Annotated in this window: 17 protein-coding genes; 6 read left to right on the forward strand and 11 right to left on the reverse strand. The window is 67.3% G+C overall.

Features of this window, described 5'->3' with window-relative positions; all coding sequences use genetic code 11:
• Window positions 1-228: 228 nt before the first annotated feature.
• On the forward strand, window positions 229-2,472 hold the full coding sequence (locus K2W61_RS12880) for a phosphocholine-specific phospholipase C (RefSeq protein ID WP_175132340.1): 2,244 nt from the start codon (window positions 229-231) through the stop codon (window positions 2,470-2,472).
• A 42-nt stretch (window positions 2,473-2,514) separates the two neighbouring features.
• On the opposite strand, the gene K2W61_RS12885 is transcribed toward K2W61_RS12880, so the two are convergent.
• Entirely contained in the window at window positions 2,515-3,165 is a 651-nt protein-coding gene (locus tag K2W61_RS12885) for a response regulator (RefSeq protein WP_175132341.1), read from the reverse strand.
• 393 nt (window positions 3,166-3,558) lie between these two features.
• Here K2W61_RS12885 and K2W61_RS12890 point away from each other — a divergent pair, with 393 nt between their 5' ends.
• The gene (locus K2W61_RS12890; RefSeq protein ID WP_175132342.1) at window positions 3,559-4,356 is read left to right on the forward strand and encodes a hypothetical protein; all 798 of its coding nucleotides are present in this window, start codon (window positions 3,559-3,561) and stop codon (window positions 4,354-4,356) included.
• Between the two features lie 66 nt (window positions 4,357-4,422).
• Here K2W61_RS12890 and gvpU read toward each other — a convergent pair whose 3' ends face one another.
• On the reverse strand, window positions 4,423-4,869 hold the full coding sequence (gene gvpU / locus K2W61_RS12895; RefSeq protein WP_175132343.1) for a gas vesicle accessory protein GvpU: 447 nt from the start codon (window positions 4,867-4,869) through the stop codon (window positions 4,423-4,425).
• Between the two features lie 175 nt (window positions 4,870-5,044).
• Here gvpU and K2W61_RS12900 point away from each other — a divergent pair, with 175 nt between their 5' ends.
• Window positions 5,045-5,425 carry a hypothetical protein gene (locus K2W61_RS12900; protein WP_175132344.1) on the forward strand — a complete coding sequence of 127 codons (381 nt, stop codon included), beginning with the start codon at window positions 5,045-5,047 and terminating at the stop codon, window positions 5,423-5,425.
• Here the strand turns inward: K2W61_RS12900 and K2W61_RS12905 are convergent.
• Window positions 5,413-6,414 (reverse strand): helix-turn-helix transcriptional regulator, encoded by a 1,002-nt coding sequence (locus tag K2W61_RS12905; protein WP_175140483.1) that lies wholly within the window; start codon window positions 6,412-6,414, stop codon window positions 5,413-5,415. The genes K2W61_RS12900 and K2W61_RS12905 overlap by 13 nt on opposite strands.
• Before the next feature lie 118 nt (window positions 6,415-6,532).
• Between K2W61_RS12905 and K2W61_RS12910 the strand changes: the two genes are divergently transcribed.
• The gene (locus K2W61_RS12910; protein WP_175140484.1) at window positions 6,533-7,141 is read left to right on the forward strand and encodes a glutathione S-transferase family protein; all 609 of its coding nucleotides are present in this window, start codon (window positions 6,533-6,535) and stop codon (window positions 7,139-7,141) included.
• Window positions 7,142-7,185: 44 nt separating this feature from the next.
• Here the strand turns inward: K2W61_RS12910 and K2W61_RS12915 are convergent, their stop codons facing one another.
• Window positions 7,186-8,487 (reverse strand): ParB/Srx family N-terminal domain-containing protein, encoded by a 1,302-nt coding sequence (locus K2W61_RS12915; protein ID WP_236756977.1) that lies wholly within the window; start codon window positions 8,485-8,487, stop codon window positions 7,186-7,188.
• Window positions 8,488-8,611: 124 nt separating this feature from the next.
• On the opposite strand from K2W61_RS12915, the gene K2W61_RS12920 reads away from it, so the two are divergent.
• Entirely contained in the window at window positions 8,612-9,268 is a 657-nt protein-coding gene (locus K2W61_RS12920; RefSeq protein WP_175132347.1) for an ArsR/SmtB family transcription factor, read from the forward strand.
• An 88-nt stretch (window positions 9,269-9,356) separates the two neighbouring features.
• Here K2W61_RS12920 and K2W61_RS12925 read toward each other — a convergent pair whose 3' ends face one another.
• The gene (locus K2W61_RS12925; protein WP_236755782.1) at window positions 9,357-10,538 is read right to left on the reverse strand and encodes a multidrug effflux MFS transporter; all 1,182 of its coding nucleotides are present in this window, start codon (window positions 10,536-10,538) and stop codon (window positions 9,357-9,359) included.
• Between the two features lie 90 nt (window positions 10,539-10,628).
• On the opposite strand from K2W61_RS12925, the gene K2W61_RS12930 reads away from it, so the two are divergent.
• Window positions 10,629-11,417: an AraC family transcriptional regulator gene (locus tag K2W61_RS12930; RefSeq protein WP_175132349.1), complete on the forward strand. Its 789-nt coding sequence runs from the start codon at window positions 10,629-10,631 to the stop codon at window positions 11,415-11,417.
• Here K2W61_RS12930 and K2W61_RS12935 read toward each other — a convergent pair.
• From K2W61_RS12935 to cyoB, 6 genes are all read right to left on the reverse strand, one after another.
• A complete protein-coding gene (locus tag K2W61_RS12935) occupies window positions 11,414-12,520 on the reverse strand; it encodes a porin (protein ID WP_175140487.1) in 1,107 nt (368 codons plus the stop codon). The genes K2W61_RS12930 and K2W61_RS12935 overlap by 4 nt on opposite strands.
• 293 nt (window positions 12,521-12,813) lie before the next feature.
• Window positions 12,814-13,992, reverse strand: coding sequence for a porin (locus K2W61_RS12940; protein WP_175140488.1), 1,179 nt, complete (start codon window positions 13,990-13,992; stop codon window positions 12,814-12,816).
• Window positions 13,993-14,285: 293 nt separating this feature from the next.
• Entirely contained in the window at window positions 14,286-15,080 is a 795-nt protein-coding gene (locus tag K2W61_RS12945) for an SURF1 family protein (RefSeq protein WP_236755783.1), read from the reverse strand.
• A gap of 4 nt (window positions 15,081-15,084) precedes the next feature.
• Window positions 15,085-15,483: a cytochrome o ubiquinol oxidase subunit IV gene (cyoD, locus tag K2W61_RS12950; protein WP_175132353.1), complete on the reverse strand. Its 399-nt coding sequence runs from the start codon at window positions 15,481-15,483 to the stop codon at window positions 15,085-15,087.
• On the reverse strand, window positions 15,480-16,121 hold the full coding sequence (gene cyoC / locus K2W61_RS12955; protein WP_175132354.1) for a cytochrome o ubiquinol oxidase subunit III: 642 nt from the start codon (window positions 16,119-16,121) through the stop codon (window positions 15,480-15,482). The genes cyoD and cyoC overlap by 4 nt, the downstream gene beginning before the upstream one ends.
• Complete coding sequence (cyoB, locus tag K2W61_RS12960) at window positions 16,114-18,117, reverse strand: cytochrome o ubiquinol oxidase subunit I (RefSeq protein WP_175132355.1); 2,004 nt, start codon at window positions 18,115-18,117, stop codon at window positions 16,114-16,116. Before cyoB ends, cyoC begins: the two co-directional genes overlap by 8 nt.
• Window positions 18,118-18,173 lie beyond the last annotated feature (56 nt).

Here is an 18,173-nt window from a genome sequence, read left to right on the forward strand (position 1 = left end):
GGCTGGTCCTTCCCTTTCCAAAGAACCTCCCCATGCCCTCCCCGAGTCTTGCAAGAACCCTTGCCGCGGTCCTGTTCGCCGCCGCTACGCTCGCCGCCTGTGGCGGCGACGATTCCCCGGATGATCCCGCGCAGCCGCCGGCCGCCGAACACCCTCAGCCCGCGCCGCAGCTGCGTTGCGCGCCGTAAGCGGCGGTTGCGCCGACCTCAACGAATCCGAGTATCCCCGATGACCTCCCGCCGCAATTTCCTCCAGACCGCCACCGGCGCCGGCTTCGCCGCCGCCGCGCTGGCCGCCTTTCCGCCGAGCATCCGCCGCGCCCTTGCGATTCCCGCCAACAACGCCACCGGCACCATCAAGGACGTCGAGCATGTGATCATCCTGATGCAGGAGAACCGCTCGTTCGACCATTACTTCGGCACGCTCAAGGGCGTGCGCGGCTTTGGCGACCGCTTCACCATTCCGCTGGCCAACGGCCGCAAGGTCTGGCAGCAGCAGCGCGCCAACGGCGCCGTGCTGACCCCGTTCCATATCGATGGCAGCACCCACAACGCGCAGCGCGCCGCCGGCACGCCGCACAGCTGGGACGACAGCCAGAAGGCCTGGGACGGCGGCCGCATGGCGCAATGGCCCACGCACAAGAACGACATCTCGATGGGCTACTTCAAGGACCGCGAGATTCCGTTCCAGTTCGCTCTCGCCAACGCCTTCACCCTGTGCGATGCCTATCACTGTTCGATGCATACCGGCACCGACGCCAATCGCTCGTTCCACCTGACCGGCACCAACGGCGCCGTGCCCACCAACACCGCCTTCGTCAACAACGAATGGGACTGGATCGACGGCCTGCCGGCCAACGTCGACAAGGGCTACACCTGGATGACGTATGCCGAGCGGCTGGAGCAGGCCGGCGTCAGTTGGATTTCGTACCAGAACATGCCGGATGAATGGGGCGACAACATGCTTGGCGCTTTCCGCACCTTCCGTCAGGCCAACGTGGATTCCGGCTATCCGGTATCCAGCGGCGGCCAGCCCGGCGTGCCGTACGCCAACACCGGCCAGGCGCTGCCCTACAAGGCCTATGACCCTGCCACCGACAACGCCGCCAATCCGCTCTACAAGGGCATCGCCAACACCTTGCCGGGCGCCGCGCCCGAGAACTACCTGGACGCCTTCAAGCGCGATATCCGCGAAGGCCGGCTGCCCCAGGTGTGCTGGATGAACGCGCCGTCGATCTACTGCGAACACCCGGGCCCGTCGAGCCCGGTGCAAGGCGCCTGGTTCCTGCAGGAAGTGCTGGACGCGCTGACCGCCGTGCCCGACGTCTGGAGCAAGACGGTTCTGCTGGTGAACTTCGACGAGAACGACGGTTATTTCGACCACGTGCCTTCGCCTTCCGCGCCGTCGCGCGACGCCGGCGGCCAGCTGGCCGGCATGACCACGCTGGCCGATGCCGACATGGCATTCGAGTATTTCACGCACGCTTCGCCCGTCGGCAGCACCAGCCAGCCGGCGACCAAGGATGGCCGCGTCTACGGTCCCGGCCCGCGCGTGCCGATGTTCGTGATTTCGCCCTGGAGCCGCGGCGGCTGGGTCAATTCGCAAGTGTTCGATCACACCTCGGTGCTGCGCTTCCTGGAAGCGCGCTTCGGCGTGGCCGAGCCCAATATCAGCCCATTTCGCCGCGCGGTCTGTGGTGACCTGACCAGCGCCTTCAATTTCAAGACCCCCAACACCGAGCCGCTGCCGACCCTGGCGGGCCGCGCCACGCGCGCGGCGGCGGACCAGTTGCGCAGCGCGCAGGAAGCGTTGCCGCAGATGCCGTTGCCCACCGACATGCAACTGCCCCTGCAGGCCAGCGGCACGCGGCCGTCGCGCGCCTTGCCCTACGAATTGCACACCAGCGCGCGCTGCGCCGCGACGGGCACGGTGGAACTGGTGTTCGCCAATAGCGGCGCCCAGGGCGCGGTGTTCCATGTCTACGACCGCTATCACCTGGACCGCCTGCCGCGCCGTTACGCGGTCGAGGCGGGCAAGACGCTGTCCGATACCTGGGATGCGCTGCGGGACAACCTCGGCATGTATGACCTGTGGGTGCTTGGCCCCAATGGCTACCACCGCCACTTCAAGGGCGACACCAACCGCATCGCCGACAGCGGCGCGCTGCCCGAGATCCGGGTCTGCTACGACATCGCCAATGGCGAGGTCTACGCCGAGTGCATCAACACCGGCGCCAATGCCTGCACCTTCACCCTCACGCCGCAAGCCTACCGGCAGGATGCGCCCGTGGCGCTGGAGGTGGCCGGCGGCGGCAAGGCCAGCCGCCACTGGAACCTGGCCGCCAGCGGCCAGTGGTACGACTTCGACGTCACCTGCTCCAGCGACCCGGCGTTCTATCGCCGCTTCGCCGGCCGCGTGGAAACCGGCGCGCACACGGTGAGCGATCCGGCCATGGGCGTGGCCGGCCGCTGAGCCGGCCCGGCGCCGGCCAGGCGGTCGGCGCTGGGCGATCCGTTACTGGAACATGCCGCTCTCGACGCAGAACGTCACCAGTTCCTGGTCGGTCTGCACATTGAGCTTGCGCATGGCCGAGATCTTCTGGCCGCTGACCGTCTTGACGCTGCGTTTGAGGCTGTCGGCCACCTGCATCATCGATTCACCGCGGATGAAATGCCGCAGCACCTCGAATTCCTTGGGCGACAGGCTGTTGATGCGTTCGCCGATGAATTTGCTGCGCGCCGCCAGCGTGCCGTCGCGCTGAAAGCCCGGGGGATAGTACTTGCGGCCCAGTTGCAGTGCGTGCAGCGCGGTGACGATCTCGCCCAGGTTGTCGTGCTTGAACACCACCGCGTCGACGCCGGCGTCGTACAGCGCCGAGATGATCATGGGGTTCGAGACCATGGTCAGCACGACGACGCGCGTATCCGGATAGTGGCGCAGCAGGTACTTGATCAGGCGGATGCCGTCGCCGTATACCTCGTCGCCGGGCATGGAGTAGTCGGTAATGACAACCTCCGCCTGGTCGCGCGCCAACTGCTCGACCAGCGCGGTCGGGCCGCCCAGCGTGGCGACGACGTCGAAGCTCAGGTCTTTGCGCAGCAGGTCGGTCATGGCCATCAATACGAGCGGATGGTCGTCGGCGATGACGATGCGGAGTCTTTGCATGCGAGGTGCAGTCAGTGGGGCCCGGTTGGGCATACGGCTCATTCTGCACCAGGATCCGGCCCTGAACCAGAATATTGCGCAGCCGGACGTAAGACCAAATCGTAGGTGCCGCGGCAGACGCCGGACATAAGAAGAATCTTAAAAAACAGGGACGCCGGCTCCGGACGGCAAAGGGCGCCCGCGGCTACGGGAGCGGTCCGGTCGAGCGGATGAATTGAGAATTTTCTTGTCCAGGCGCCCATTGCCGTTTGGCATCATCGTCGACTTACCCGCTCCAGTCTTCCAGCGTGCCGCGCCGCCGCCGGAATTGCGGTGCTCCCGCGCCGATACGAGGTTCCATGATGTTTCCCTCCACGCGCCGCCGCCGGCCGGCGTCCGTGGCACGGCTCCGCCATGCATGATGCCGTGCCGCCGTGGCCTGCGCGCGAAAACTCCCTGTTCCTGCGTTTCCAGCCGGTGTTCACGGCGCAGGGCCGGGTACACGAATACGCGGTGGCCGGCAGTCTCATGCCGTTGCGCAACGGCAGCGCGGGCCTGACCGCTCAGCGCAACCGCCTGCGGGCCGCCGCGGTGTTCGCCGCGCAATTCACCACGCCCATCGATATCTCCTTCGAACACGCCCTGGCCGCGCCCGACGGCGCCAGCCTGGCGCAACGCTTGTGCGCCGATCTGGATATCGGCCTGGCGCATGAGCTGCTCTGCTTTGGCGCGCCCGACGCGCTCACCTCGCCGCGCCTGTCCGGCCAACGGCTGGTCTTCGACCTGCCCTTGCTGCGCCATCTGTCGCCGCACGCGCAGGCGTTGGCCGCTTATGACGATTTCCCGGCCGGCCTGCGCGCGCGCCTGCTGCCAGCCCGCGGCGGCGGCAAGGCGGCCGCCGGCGGCAGCCTGCGCGTCGAAGGCCTGACGGTCCGCGTCCCGTCGGGCTTGGGGGGCAATCGTGCCTTGCAGCGGCGATTCCTCAGCCTGCTCGGCTACGCCGCCGATGCCAGGTTGGCGGTGGTGGCCGATGGCATTGACGACATCCACGATTTCGTCTGGCTGCGCCCGCAAAGGGGCCTGCTGTTCCGGGGCACGGCATTGTCGGCGCCGCTCAGCGCGCAGTGCCTGGAGGTCTGGCTGCGCGCCGACGGCCAGGCCTGGCGTAGTTTCAATGCCTGTGTCGCGCCATCGGGCTGGGCCGAGCGCTAGGCTGCGGCCCCGCGCACGCGCCAGCGCGCGACCCTCCCGCGGCGCGGGCGCGCCACGGCCGCCGGGTCATTCGGACTGCAGGCGGCCCAGGATGAAGCCATCGACCGCGCTGCTGCGCCCGCGCCACAGCGTGGGCTGGCCCGCGATCGGCGTGCCGTCGGCGGTGAAGAACAGGGCATCGTCCAGGTGGATGTAGTTGGGCAGCGGCTCGGCCGGCTGCGGCAGCCGGAAGACATCGCCCAATTCGGCCAGCGAGGTGCGCACCGACTGCCGGGCTTGCGGGTCCATGTCGGACAGGGAATCGGCGAAGGACGCGGCGAAGCGGTCGAAATACTCGGCGCCGGACACGATCGAGCCCGATACCAGCATGCCTCCCATTTGCAGCGTCACGCCGATGCTCTCGAGCTGGCCGCCGTTGTTCACCAGGTTCACCAGGAATTGCAGGAAGACGTCGGCCGGCGGCATGGGCAGGGCAGGGGTTTGGGGGTCGGCGGGGGTCGGTTCGAGACTCATGGCGGCGCATGCTCCGGAATAGGTGAAGGTGACACAAGATACTTGAACCCGGGGCGATGCGCACCGGGTGCAATCGGCGGATAAGCGAGGCGATCGGGCATCAGTCCATGGATTCGCCCGCGCCGCTCACGGGGTAACGTGTGGACCATCGAGCTATTCACGCAAAGGCCGCGTCATGATCGTCCTGAACCCCTCGTCCGCCGCCGACCCGGCCGCCCCTCGCCATTCCGTGACCGGTACCGACAACGGCGCCTTCCGCGCCGCCTTCGCCGATGCGCGCCAGCGCGGCGCCTCGTCCCTGGGCGGTGGCGTGCAGGGCGCGACCCAGGCCGCGCCCTCCGCCGCCGAACAGGAGTTCATGGACTACGCGACCCTGTCATTGCAGGACAAGATGTTCTACGCCGCGCTCGCCGCGCTTGGCATTTCCAAGGAAGACTACGACGCCATGTCCGCGGCGGACAAATTGAAGATCGCCGACAAGGTCTCGCTGGTCATGCAGCAGTTGGCCAAGGCCGAGCTGGTCAAGCAGTCCGAACAGGCCGGTCAACCCGCCTGATCCCCTTCCGTTCGCGCCGCGTCCGCGGCGTGGCGGCGCAGCATGCGGTCGATGCGCTCGCCCGCCTGCCGCAGGCGCTGCACCAGCGCCGCCGGCGCCAGCACATCGAATTCCACATCCAGCGCCAGCAGCCAGTAGCTCAGCGCGTCCATTGACTGGCCCGCGCAGCACAACAGGCAGCGGCCGTCGTCCAGCGCTTCGAGTTCACCGGCCCAGGACGGAATGCGCGCCGCCATCGCCGCGCGTGGCGCGTGCAGGACGATGCGGGCCTGCTCGGTGTTGGCGCCCTGGCCCACCGAGCGCGCGACATAGCCGCGCAGGTCGCCGCCGTCCGGGGGCGGCCGCGGCCGGAAGTGCGTTCCCGGCGTGACCGCGCCGCCGATACGGTCGAGCCGGAACGTACGCCAATCCTCGCGCGCCGGGTCCCAGGCCACCAGATACCAGCGCCAGCCCGTATGCGCCAATCCCTGCGGTTCGACCTGGCGCGTGCTGGGCTGGCCGCGGCCATCCGTATAGTCGAAGCGCACCCGCAACTGGTCGCGGCAAGCGGCGGCCAGGGCGGCCAACAGGCTCGCATCCACCAGCGGCGTGTGGCGCGCCAGCGGCACCAGGGCCGAGCGCAATGCGTCCATTTTGTGGCGCAGCCGCGCGGGCATCACCTGTTCCAGCTTGACCAGCGCCCGCAGCGCGGCTTCCTCGATGCCGGCGACCGTGCCGGTGGCGGCGGTGCGCAAGGTGATCGCCACCGTCAGCGCTTCCTCGTCGTCCAGCAGCAAAGGAGGAAGCGCGTGCCCGGCGCGAAAAGCGTAGCCGCCCGCCACGCCGCTGCTGGCCTGGATCGGATAGCCCAGTTCGCGCAACCGTTCGATGTCGCGCCGCAGGGTGCGCGGGTGCACCTCGAGGGCTTGGGCGAGGTCCGCGCCGCTCCAGTGGCGGCGGGTTTGCAGCAGCGATAGCAGGCGCAGGAGGCGGTTGCTGGAGGTGAGCATGGGGGGGAACGATACCGGGTATCAAGGGCGGAAACTGTCCGCAATGGATTCTACAGTTCACCGTATCGCCGGCGGCCATGGGGCCGCGGCGCAACCCCCTCGAAACGGAGTCTGTTCCATGTCCATCGTCTTCTATTGGCACCCGCAGTCCAGTGCTTCCCCGATCGCCTCCGCCCTGGCCGAACTGCAAGTGCCGCACGAGCGCGTGAAGGTCGATATCCGTGCCGGCGAACAGCGCCGTCCCGAATTCCTGGCGATCAACCCGAACGGCAAGGTCCCCACGCTCACCGTGGACGGCGCGCCGCTGTTCGAGGCGCTGGCGATCCAGCTCTGGCTGGGCGAGCAATGGGGCGTTGAACGTGGCCTGTGGCCCGCCGCGGGCACGCCGCAACGGCTGGCGGCCATGTCCTGGTGCTCGTGGGTCTATGTTTCCTATGGCGCGGTGCTGTGGCGCCTGTTCCATGTCGGCCACGGCGAAGCGGGCCAGCGCGACCCGCGCCAGGCGGAACGGGCGCTGGCCGATCTGGATGCCTTGCTGGCGGTGTTGGACGGCCACCTGGCGCGCCAGCCCTGGATGCTGGGCGCCGACTACTCGCTGGCGGATCTGGTGGTGGGATCGGTGATCGGCTACAGCACGATGCTCGGGGCGCCGGTGGCGGCGCACCCGAAGGTACAGGCCTGGCTGGGCAAGGTGCAGGCCCGGCCGGCCATGCAGATCGACCGCTGACGCGGGCCGGCGCCTGCTCCGTTGCGCGACATGCCGGCGCCGCGCTACCAGCCCCAGCAGGTGCCGGCCGCCGGCTTGCCGCAGGCGCGGTAGTTGACCGCGAACCACAGCTTGCCGGCGCCGCGCGGGCTGCCGTCGCCCTTGACGTCGTTGCGGGGCAGCTCTTCGAGCGTGTCGCGCGCGTTCTTGGTCGGCGAGCCGCCAGGCGCGCCGGGCACCAGCACGATGCGGCCGAGGCTGGCCGCCGTGCGATCCTCGAACACGAGGTCATTATCGGCCAGCGCCGTCATCTTCAGGGCGGCATTGCGCACCGCCGCCGCATAGCCGTCGTTGGCGCCGGTGGCGGCCAGCGCCGAACTCAGGGTACTGACCGTCAGGATCTGCGCCGGGGTCGAGGGCGCCATCATGGCGTACTGGTCCAGGTTCGGCAATTGGCCGCCGGCCACCTGGCGGCGCAGCCAGTCGCCCCACAGGAATTCGGCGAATTCCGGCAGATCGCCGTTGCTGTAGGCGATGTCGCGGGTGAAGTACACCAGCGAACGGTAGCGGTCTTCCTGCATGCCTCCGGCCTCCTGCGCATTGGCCATCCCCAGGCGCGTCGGCAACTGGTCCACCGTGATGGGCTGGTTCTGGCCATCGCGCAGCCAGGCCTTGCGTTCATCGACCATGCGTTGCCAGAACGCCGCGGCGCTGCCGATGCCGCTGTAGTTGGCGTCGACCTTGACCCACACCGGCAGCGTGGGGCCGCCGTCGGCGATCTCGCGCAGCGACGAAAAAGTGTGATGGCCGTCGGTCAGGTACAGATTGCCGTCCCAGCCGACCACCACCGTTTTCAGGTGGGTCGGGTCGGCGCCCATGGCGGCGATGCAGTGGAACGTGGCGGGCTGGTCCAGGCGCGCGGCCTGCGCTTCGGCTATCGAGGCAAAGGCCTGGGCGGTGGTGGCGCCCATGTCTTCGCAGTAGTCGCTGAATTTCTTGCCGACCGTGCGGTTCAGGTAGTCCAGCTGCTTGGCCGGATCGGCGGCCCAGGTGGCGCGATTGAAGTCGCCCTGCCAGCGGCCCAGCTTGTAGTAGATCTGGTCGTAGCCGATCGCGGCCTGGGTCGGGCGCAGCGCCTCGATGCGCACCTTGATCACATCGCCGGGCTTGGCCGCCAGGTAGGCCGGGTTGCGCGTATCCGCCGGCGGCGCCGGGTTTTCGGCCACGGGGCTGCCGCCTTCATCGTTGTCGCTGCCGTTGCATGCGGCCAGCATCAAGGGGAGCGCGGCCAAGGCCAATAGCCGCAGGACGGAACGCCAGGGAGGAGAGAGCGGACGAGGCATGGCGGGGGGAGACAGGCGCGGCATGGAAGCGGGACCGTAGACCAGGGAAGTATCCAATGATGACAGCAACGTGTTGCGCGTTGATGGCACCGCCCTGCCCGGGACAGGGGATAGGGGCGCGGGTGGCGCAATGCTAAGATCGCCGCCAATGACCGCGCCACCTGTCCAACCCTCGCTCGCCGCCGAATTGGCGGAGCTTGCCCGCACCCTGGGCAACGCCCATCGCCTGATCCTGCTGGAACACATCGCGCAGGGTGAACGTCCGGTCGAACGGCTGGCTGAACTGGCCGGGTTGTCGGTGGCCAATGCGTCGCAGCACCTGCAACAGTTGCGCCGGGCCGGATTCGTGGCGACCCGACGTGACGGCAAGCACGTGTATTACCGCCTGGGCACCGCGCCAATCGCCGGCCTGCTCAACGCGCTGGGCGCGGTGGCGCAGCACAATCGCGGCGAAATGCGGCGCCTGGTGGCCGACAGCCAGGACCGGCGCGACGGCCTCGAGGCCATCTCGCGCGACGAACTGCTGAGCCGGCTGGGCGAAGGCAGCATGACCCTGCTCGATGTCCGGCCCGCCGACGAGTTCGCGCAGGGGCACCTGCCCGGCGCCATCAATATTCCCGCGGACGAACTGCTCCAGCGGATCGGCGAACTGCCGGCCGACCATGAAATCGTGGCCTATTGCCGCGGGCCGTTCTGCGTGTTGTCTTCGGACGCCGTTACCGCGTTGCGCGCCCACGGCTTGCGCGCGCGGCGGCTGGACGCCGGATTTCCGGATTGGCGCGCCGAGGGCCTGCCGGAAGGGTGATCCCCAGACGGTAAGCCCCAGGCGGGTAAAGCCAAAACGGGGTGCGCCTGGACGCGCGCTTGCGACCCCGCGAATGCTGGCCGGCTTCCTAACCGCGCTCGCGCGCCAGCAGCAAACACCCGGCCACCGCCAGCCACGCCAAGCTCAATGGCAGCGGCGTGTCGAACGGCAGCCAGGACGTGGCTGCCAGACCCAGGCCCAGCAGACTGTAGTAGGCCAGTCCGAACAGGGCGCCGGCGCGGCCCAGGCAATCGCCATAACGGCGCAGCGCCGGGCCCAGCAGGTTGGGTATCGCCAGCCCGTAGCCGGCGAACACCGGCAGGGCCGTGGCGGCCCACAGCCAGCCTGGCTGCGGCTGCCAGGCCATCGCCAGCGCCTGGGCCGTGGCGCCGAGGGCGACGCAGCGCAGGCCATGGCGGACCCGTCGCGCGGCGTTCGCCGTGGCCGGCAGCCGGCGGTTGGCGGCCGCGCCCAGGCAGCCGGCCAGCGCCACGCCCAGGCCCACCCAGCCGAAACCCAATCCGGGCAAGCGCCCCGTCATGAACGGCCCGGCGGCATAAAAGGAAAACACCAGCAGGTTCAGGCCCGCCACCCGCAACACGGCCAGGCGCAACGCGGCGTCGCCCAGCATCCGGCGTGCCAGCGCGGCCAGCGCCACGGGCCCGGCCGGCGCCGGCCGGGTCTCGGCCCAGCGCCAGACGACCGCGCCCAGCAGCAGTGCCACGCCTGCCGCGATCGCCGCCAGCACGCCGGGATAGCCTCGCCAGTCGGCCAGCAATTGGCCGGTCAGCGGTCCGACCGCGGGCGACCATGCCAGCACCGCGCCCAGCGTGACGAAGTAATGGGTCAGCCGCTGGCCGTCCAGGCAATCGCGCAGCACGGTCTGCGTCACCACCGAACAGGCCGCCAGCCCCAGCGCCTGCACGAAGCGCCCGGCCAGCAACCACGGATAGCTCGGCGCCGCCAGCGCGCCCAGCGTGCCCGCCAAGCCGACGGCCAGCCCCGCCAGCATCGCCGGGCGGCGGCCGCGGGTGTCGGCCAGATGGCCCCACAGCAACACCCCGGCGGCAAAGCCGACGAAGAAGACGCCCATGACCGGCTGGGTGGCGGCGGGATCCAGGCGCCAGTGGCGCGCCAGGTCGGGCAGGGCCGGGGCGAGGATGGTTTCGGCGATCTGTGGCAGCGCCAGCAGCGCGATGACGAGCCACGGCGGCGGCAGGGCGCCCGTGGTGCAAGAGGATGAGGAGGAGAAGGAGGAAGGGGAAGCCATGATGCCGCCGTCACGCAAAAAGACGCTAGCGTAGGCGCGCCACGGCATGCAGAATCACGATATTCAGCCATAAAACATCGCCAACCAGACATGCCCGTCTACCCACCCGCCGCCGTCGAGGATCCGGATCTCGTGGCCTGCCCTGTCGTGGGCATGGCGATCGACACGCGCGCGCACGCCTCGGATTGGCATACCCACCGGCGCGCGCAATTGCTGTATCAGGCCGAGGGAGGCGTGACCCTCTATCTGGACGACCGGGTGGGACAGCTGGCGCCGCTGCAGGCGGCCTGGCTGCCGGCCGGCTGCCGGCATCGCACGGTGATGCAAGGCTCGTTCGCCTATCGCAGCCTGTATTTCGATGTCGGCGTCTATCCCGGCCTGCCGCGGGAGCCCGGAATCCTCGACGTCAATCCGCTCCTGCGCGAGATGATCCTGCGCGTGACGCAATGGCCCTCGAACCAAGCCCTGGACGCGCCGCGCCAGCGCCTGGTGCGCACGTTGCTGGATGAACTGAGGGCGGCGCCGGCGACGCCGTTGCATTTGCCGATGCCGCGCGACCGGCGGCTGCTGCCCATCGCGCGCGAACTGCTGGCGAATCCGGCCTGCCCGCTGTCGATCGACGATTGGGGAGGGCGGGTCGGCGCCAGCGAGCGGACGCTGGCGCGGCTGTTCCTGGCGGAAACCGGCCTGTCCTTCACCCGCTGGCGCACCCAATGCCGGCTGCTGATGGCGCGGGCGCGGCTGGCCGAGGGCGCGTCGGTGACGGCGGTGGCGCATGCCATGGGCTATGCCAGCGACAGCGCCTTCATCGCCATGTACCGGCGCGCCTACGGTGAACCGCCGGGGCGCCGGCAGCGCCGGCGCGAGCCTTCGTCTTAGAACACGTGGCGGATGCCGACACCGGCCGCGGTGCTCTTGAGGCCGTCGATGAACGCGTAGTCCTTGCCGTATGAGCCATAGGCGTACAGGTTGGTGCGCTTGGACAGGTCGTAGGTATAGCCCACGCTCCAGACGTTCATGTTGGCATCGCCGCCGGTCAGGCGGTCGTTAGACGGCGAAACGTGCTGCCACGACGCGAACAGGCTGCTGGCGCCGCTGAGCGGCAGCGTCGCGCCCAGCATGTAGGCGTTGGCCTTGAAGCCGTCGACGTAGCGGTTGGTGCCGAATTCATCGCTGAACGGCGTGCCGGCCGGCAGGTCCTGGCCGACGAACCAGCCATCGGTGGTGCGGCCATAGGCGGCGGCCAGCTTCACCACTTCCAGGTCGTACGAAGCGCCCACGGCATACTGGCGCGGCGTGGCATCGTGGTCGATCGACGCGCGGTTCGAACCATTGAGCTGGTCGTAGGTCAGCGTGACATTCACCGGGCCTTCGACATAGCGCAGGCCGGCGGTGATGCCGCGCGAGTTGTCGGCGGTGCGGAAACGGGTTTCGTCGCTATTGGTATCGTCGACGTTGAAGGAATAGCCCGCGGCGAACTGGAAGCCGCTCATCGAGGGGCTGCGGTACATCACCATGTTGTCCCAGCGCATGGTGTTGGCCGCGCTGAAACCCAGGCCCATGTTCGATTGGGTGTAGCTGGTATAGAAGGGGTCAATGTCGGCCAGGTAGTTCGAGCCCACCGTGGCCTGGCGGCCGAACTCGATCGTGCCCCAGGCGTCGTTGGCCAGCCCGATGGTGGCCTGGCGACCGAACAGGCGGCCGCTCTGGCCGCGGGTGCCATTGCCCGAATCGAAGCCGCTTTCCAGCTTGAACTCGGCGCGCAGGCCATCGCCCAGGTCTTCGGATCCGCGCAGGCCCCAGCGGGAGCCGGCCTGGATGCCGTTGATCATGCCGAGCTTGCTGCCGTCATAACCATTGCCCTTGATCTTGTTGTAGCCAATGCCGGTGTCGATGACACCATAGAGAGTGACTGACGGTTCTGCCTGAGCGATGCCTGCAAAAGTGGTCAACATTGCGGCTGCGAGCAGCGTCTTCTTCATCCGTGGAACTCCTGTTGTGAAGAGAAAAAACAAAGGGAACAGCACGTCAGGCAAGATGCCGATTGCTGTCCCCAGATTTCATTGTAGGTCAAAAATCCTTATTTTCTGGCAAAACGCATGAAATTCTCGCTACTTTGATCGGCTGGGCGAGGAGCCGAATCACAAGCACCTCGCGATCCGAAAGTCCAGGCCGCACCCGGGAAGGATCGCGAAAAAAACGCCGTCACGGACAGAGGCGTCCGTGACGGCGTTTTGGCGGCGTGGTGCCGGCGGTGCCGGCGCCGCAAGCGGGTTTAGAAGCGGTGGTGGATACCGACGCCGCCAGCAGTGCTATTGAGGCCGTCGACCAGCAGGTAGTTCTTGCCGTACGAGCCATAGGCATACAGGCTGGTGCGCTTGGACAGGTCGTAGGTATAGCCCACGCTCCAGACGTTCATCTTGGGATCGTCACTGTCGGTGGAGGCAAGATGTTGCCACGAACCAAACAGGCTACCTGCGCCACCCAGCGGCAGCGTGGCGCCGAGCATGTAGGAGTTGGCCTTGAAGCCGTCGCTGTAGAGGTAGGCTCCGGAGTTTTCGTTGAGCGAGCCCACCGGCAGATCCTGCATGACGAACAAGCCGTTGGTCGTGCGTGCGTAGGCGGCAGCCAGCTTCACGACTTCCAGATCGTACGAGATGCCCAGCGCGTATTGGCGCGGCGTGATGTCGTGGTTGAATTCGGTGGGGGTGCCGTTGATGGTGCGTTCGCGGCCGTTTGCGGCGATGTCGCGAGCCTGATTCGAACTGCTCAGTTGGTCATAGGTCATCGACACATTCAACGGGCCGTTGACATAGCGCAGGCCCGCCGTGATGCCACGCGCATTGTCGGCGGTGCGGAAGCCGCTCTGGTTCGCGTCCGTGCTGTCGGCGTTGAAGGAATAGCCCACCGCGAACTGGAAGCCGTCGGTCCAGGGGCTGCGGTACATGATCATGTTGTCCCAACGCATGGTGTTGGCTGCGCTGAAGGTCGTACCGATGTTGGCCTGGGTGAAGCTGGTGTAGAAGGGATCGATTTCTGCCAGGAAGTTGCCGCTGAGGGTGGTCTGGCGGCCGAATTCCAGGGAGCCCCAGCTATCGTTGGCCAGGCCGACGGTGGCCTGGCGGTTGAACAGGCGGCTCTGCTGCGACTGGCCGTTGCCCGAGTCGAAGCCGCTTTCGACCGTGAACATGGCGCGCAGGCCGTCGCCCAGATCCTCGGAGCCCTTCAGGCCCCAGCGCGAACCGCCCTGGATGCCATTGATCATGCCGACCCTGCTACCGCTCAAGTCGACGTCACGGCTCACGCCGGTATCGTCCATCATGGACGTGTGGCCGGAGATTTTGTTGTAGCCGATGCCGGTGTCAACGACGCCGTACAGCGTGACCGACGTCTCGGCTTGGGCGGCGCCGGCGAACGAGGCCAGGATGGCGGCGACAAGCAGGTTTTTTTTCATCGCGGGAACTCCTAGAGTTTTTAGGGAAGCCGAAGAACATGCCGCCGGGCGTGGTGCGCGGGGTGGTTTCGATGGCCTGTGTGGATTGCACTGGGCCATTCTCCGGTAGCTTCGGCCGACGCTCTGTGATCCGCAGGCGTTCTAGGACGTATCTGAGACGAGTTCGCCACAGGCGACGAACAGCCGCACGCCTAGCGACCTTTGGGCCGCGATAGGTGGGTATGCAGAGGGGAGGGCGGCGAGAGGGCTCGCCGCAGGCGGACACTCGCGGCCGCTGGCCGCGAGGGCAGGGATCAGCGGCGCGCGCGCAGCCGCCGTTCTTCGCGCACCACGATGCCGGCGCCGACGATGATCATCGCGGCCAGGGCATACCAGGTGATGGCATAGACCAGGTGATTGTTGGGAAAGGTCAGCGTCGTCAGGCCGCCGACCGGGGCCTGCGCCGGATCGCGGACGGCGCCGGGGGCGGCGTCGGCGTCAATGAAGTACGGCGCCACCGCGCCCAGCCCGCGCGCCTGGGCGATGGCCGGCAGGTCGCGCGAATACCAGAGGTTGGCGGCCGGATCGTTGTTGCGCAGGAAGCCGTTGCCCGGCTCGCCCATGCGCAGCAGGCCCTCGACCTTGACCGGCGCGGCCCCGGCCCCGGGCGGGGCGCCGGCGGCCTGGCGCTTGCGCCATTCGGGCAGCACGAAGCCGCGGTTGACCAGCACTGTGCCGCCGCCGTCCGCCCGTTGCAGCGGCGTCATGACCCAGTAGCCGCTGCCCAGTTCGGTGGCGGCCTGCACCAGCGTCTGCTTGTCGTATAGGTAAGTGCCGCTGGCCGATACGCGGCGGTATTCGGCATTGTCGGACGTCAGCGCCGGCCAGTCGGCGCGGGCCGGCGCGGGCACGGCGGGCGCATGGGCGCGCTGGTCCACCTGCGCGATCAGGTTCTGCTTCCAGGCCAGGCGGTGCACCTGCCAGGTACCGAGGGCGCACAGGCCCGCGAACAGCGCGGCTGCCACCACGCCCAGGATGACCAGGGTGGTTGCGCTGCGAGGGTTGCGGGGGGTGTCGCCGGAATGCGTAGAGTCTTTTGTTGCCGCCATCACGTCAGGGCATATTCCGCATGTCGTGGATCGACATGGGCATCATGTTGGAGTTCAAGTGGTACATGATCCAGATGGATCCGCTGAGCGTGATCACGACCAGCACCAGCGTGAATATTAACGCCAACATGTTCCAGCCGTTTTCGGACCTGGCATCCATGTGCAGGAAATAGACGATGTGCACCACGATCTGGACCGCCGCGAACGCCAGGATGATCAGCGCCGTGGTGCGCGAGCTCTCGAATACCCGGTCCATCACCAGCCAGAACGGGATGGCGGTCAGGATGGCCGCCAGGATGAAGCCGGTGACGTAGCTTTTCAGGGTGCCATGGGCGGCGCCGTCGTCATCGTCGTGATGGCCGTGATCGTGGCCGTGGCCGGCAGCATCGGCATGGGCGTTCATGGCAGCACTCCCATCAGGTAGACAAAGGTGAACACGCCGACCCAGATCAGGTCCAGGAAGTGCCAGAACATCGACAGGCACATCAGCCGGCGGCGGTTTTCGGGAATCAGGCCGTGCACGCGCACCTGCACCATCATCGTCACCAGCCAGACGATGCCGAACGTGACGTGCAGCCCGTGCGTGCCCACCAGGGTGAAGAACGACGACAGGAAGGCGCTGCGCTGCGGTCCGGCGCCGATGTGGATCAGATGCGCGAACTCATACAGTTCCAGCGACAGGAAGCCCAGCCCGAGCAGGCCGGTGACCGCCAGCCAGGCCTGCGTGGCGCCGACCCGGTTGCGCCGCATTTCCAGCATGGCGAAACCGTAGGTGATGGAGGACAGCAGCAGCAGCGAGGTGTTGACCGCCACCAGCGGCAGATCGAACAGATCGGCGCCGGACGGCCCGGCCGCATAGCTGCGCCCCAGCACGCCATAGGTGGCGAACAGGCAGGCGAAGATGAGGCAGTCGCTCATCAGGTAGACCCAGAAGCCCAGCAGCGTGCCGTTTTTCGGGTGGTGTTCGCCAGCCACGTGGAACACGGGCTCGGCGGGCGGCGCGCTGCCGCCGGGCAGGGTGGGAGCCAGGGTATCAGACATGTTTCGCCAACAGTTGGGTGCGGGCGGCCTCCGTGCGCACGACCTCGTCGGCCGGCACGTAGTACTCGCGCTGGTAGTTGAAGGTATGGACGATGGCCACGATGATCAGCGCGGCGAACGACAGCACCGCCAGCGGCCACATATGCCAGATCAGCGCGAAGCCCATGACCACGCTGATCCCCGCCAGCACGATGCCGGCCCAGGTGTTCTTGGGCATGTGGATGGGGATGAAGCCGCTCTGCGGACGCTGGTAGCCGTGCTGTTTCATCTGCCACCAGGCGTCCTGGTCATGCACCCGCGGCGTGAAGGCGAAGTTGTAGCTGGGCGGCGGCGAGGAGGTCGACCATTCCAGCGTGCGGCCGTCCCATGGATCGCCGCTGTCGTCGCGCAGCGCTTCCCGGCGGCGGTAGCTGACCACCAGCTGGATCAGGAAGCAGGCGATGCCGATGGCGATCAGGAAGGCGCCGAACGCGGCCACCTGGAACCAGATCTGCAGCGACATGTCTTCGAAGTGGTTCAGGCGCCGCGTCACGCCCATCAGCCCCAGCACGTACAGCGGCATGAAGGCGAAATAGAAGCCCACCAGCCAGAACCAGAACGAGCATTTGCCCCAGAACGGGTCGAGCTTGTAGCCGAATGCCTTGGGGAACCAGTAGGTGATGCCGGCCATCAGGCCGAACAGCACGCCGCCGATGATGACGTTGTGGAAGTGGGCGATCAGGAACAGGCTGTTGTGCAGCGCGAAGTCGGCCGGTGGCACCGCCAGCAGTACGCCGGTCATGCCGCCGATCACGAAGGTGACCATGAAGCCCATGGTCCACAGCATCGGCACCTCGAAGCGGATGCGGCCGCGGTACATGGTGAACAGCCAGTTGAAGATCTTGGCCCCGGTCGGGATCGAGATGATCATGGTGGTGATGCCGAAGAACGAGTTCACGCTGGCCCCGGAACCCATGGTGAAGAAGTGGTGCAGCCACACCAGGTACGACAGCACCGTGATCACCACCGTGGCGTAGACCATCGACGCATAGCCGAACAGGCGCTTGCGGCAGAAGGTGGCGACCACCTCCGAGAAGATGCCGAAGGCCGGCAGGATCAGGATGTAGACCTCGGGGTGGCCCCAGATCCAGATCAGGTTCACGTACATCATGGCGTTGCCGCCGAAGTCGGCCGTGAAGAAGTTGGTGCCGACATAGCGGTCCATCGACAGCAGCGCCAGCACCGCCGTCAACACCGGGAACGCCGCCACGATCAGCACGTTGGTGCACAGCGCGGTCCAGGTGAAGATCGGCATGCGCATCAGCGACATGCCGGGCGCGCGCATCTTGACGATGGTGACCAGCAGGTTCACGCCCGACAATAGCGTGCCGACCCCGGCTATCTGCAGGGCCCATATGTAGTAATCGACCCCCACGTCCGGACTCTGCGCGATGCCCGACAGCGGTGGATACGCCAGCCAGCCGGTGCGCGCGAATTCGCCGACGAACAGCGACATCATCACCAGCACCACGCCGCCGGTGGTCATCCAGAAGCTGAAATTGTTCAGGAACGGAAAGGCCACGTCGCGCGCGCCGATCTGCAGCGGCACCACGTAATTCATCAACCCCGTGACCAGCGGCATCGCCACGAAGAAGATCATGATGACGCCGTGCGCCGTGAAGATCTGGTCGTAATGGTGCGGCGGCAGGTAGCCGGTGGAATCGCCGAAGGCCACGGCCTGCTGCAGCCGCATCATGATGGCGTCGGCGAAGCCGCGCAGCAGCATCACCAGCCCCAGGACCATGTACATGATGCCGATCTTCTTGTGGTCGATGCTGGTGAACCACTCATGCCACAGGTAGCCCCACTTGCGGTAGTAGGTAATGGCGCCCAGCACCACGATGCCGCCGATGGCCACCATCACGAAGGTGGCCAGCAGGATCGGCTCGTGGAAGGGGATGGCGTCCCAGGTCAGGCGACCGAAGATCAGCTTGGTGAGGTCGGGTTGATCAGTCATCTCGGTTTCCAGGGTGAAGACCTTGGTTTCACGCAATGCGCCGCTGCTCCGGCGCA

Source organism: Achromobacter pulmonis, from assembly GCF_021733725.1.
GTDB classification, from domain to species: Bacteria; Pseudomonadota; Gammaproteobacteria; order Burkholderiales; family Burkholderiaceae_B; genus Achromobacter; species Achromobacter pulmonis.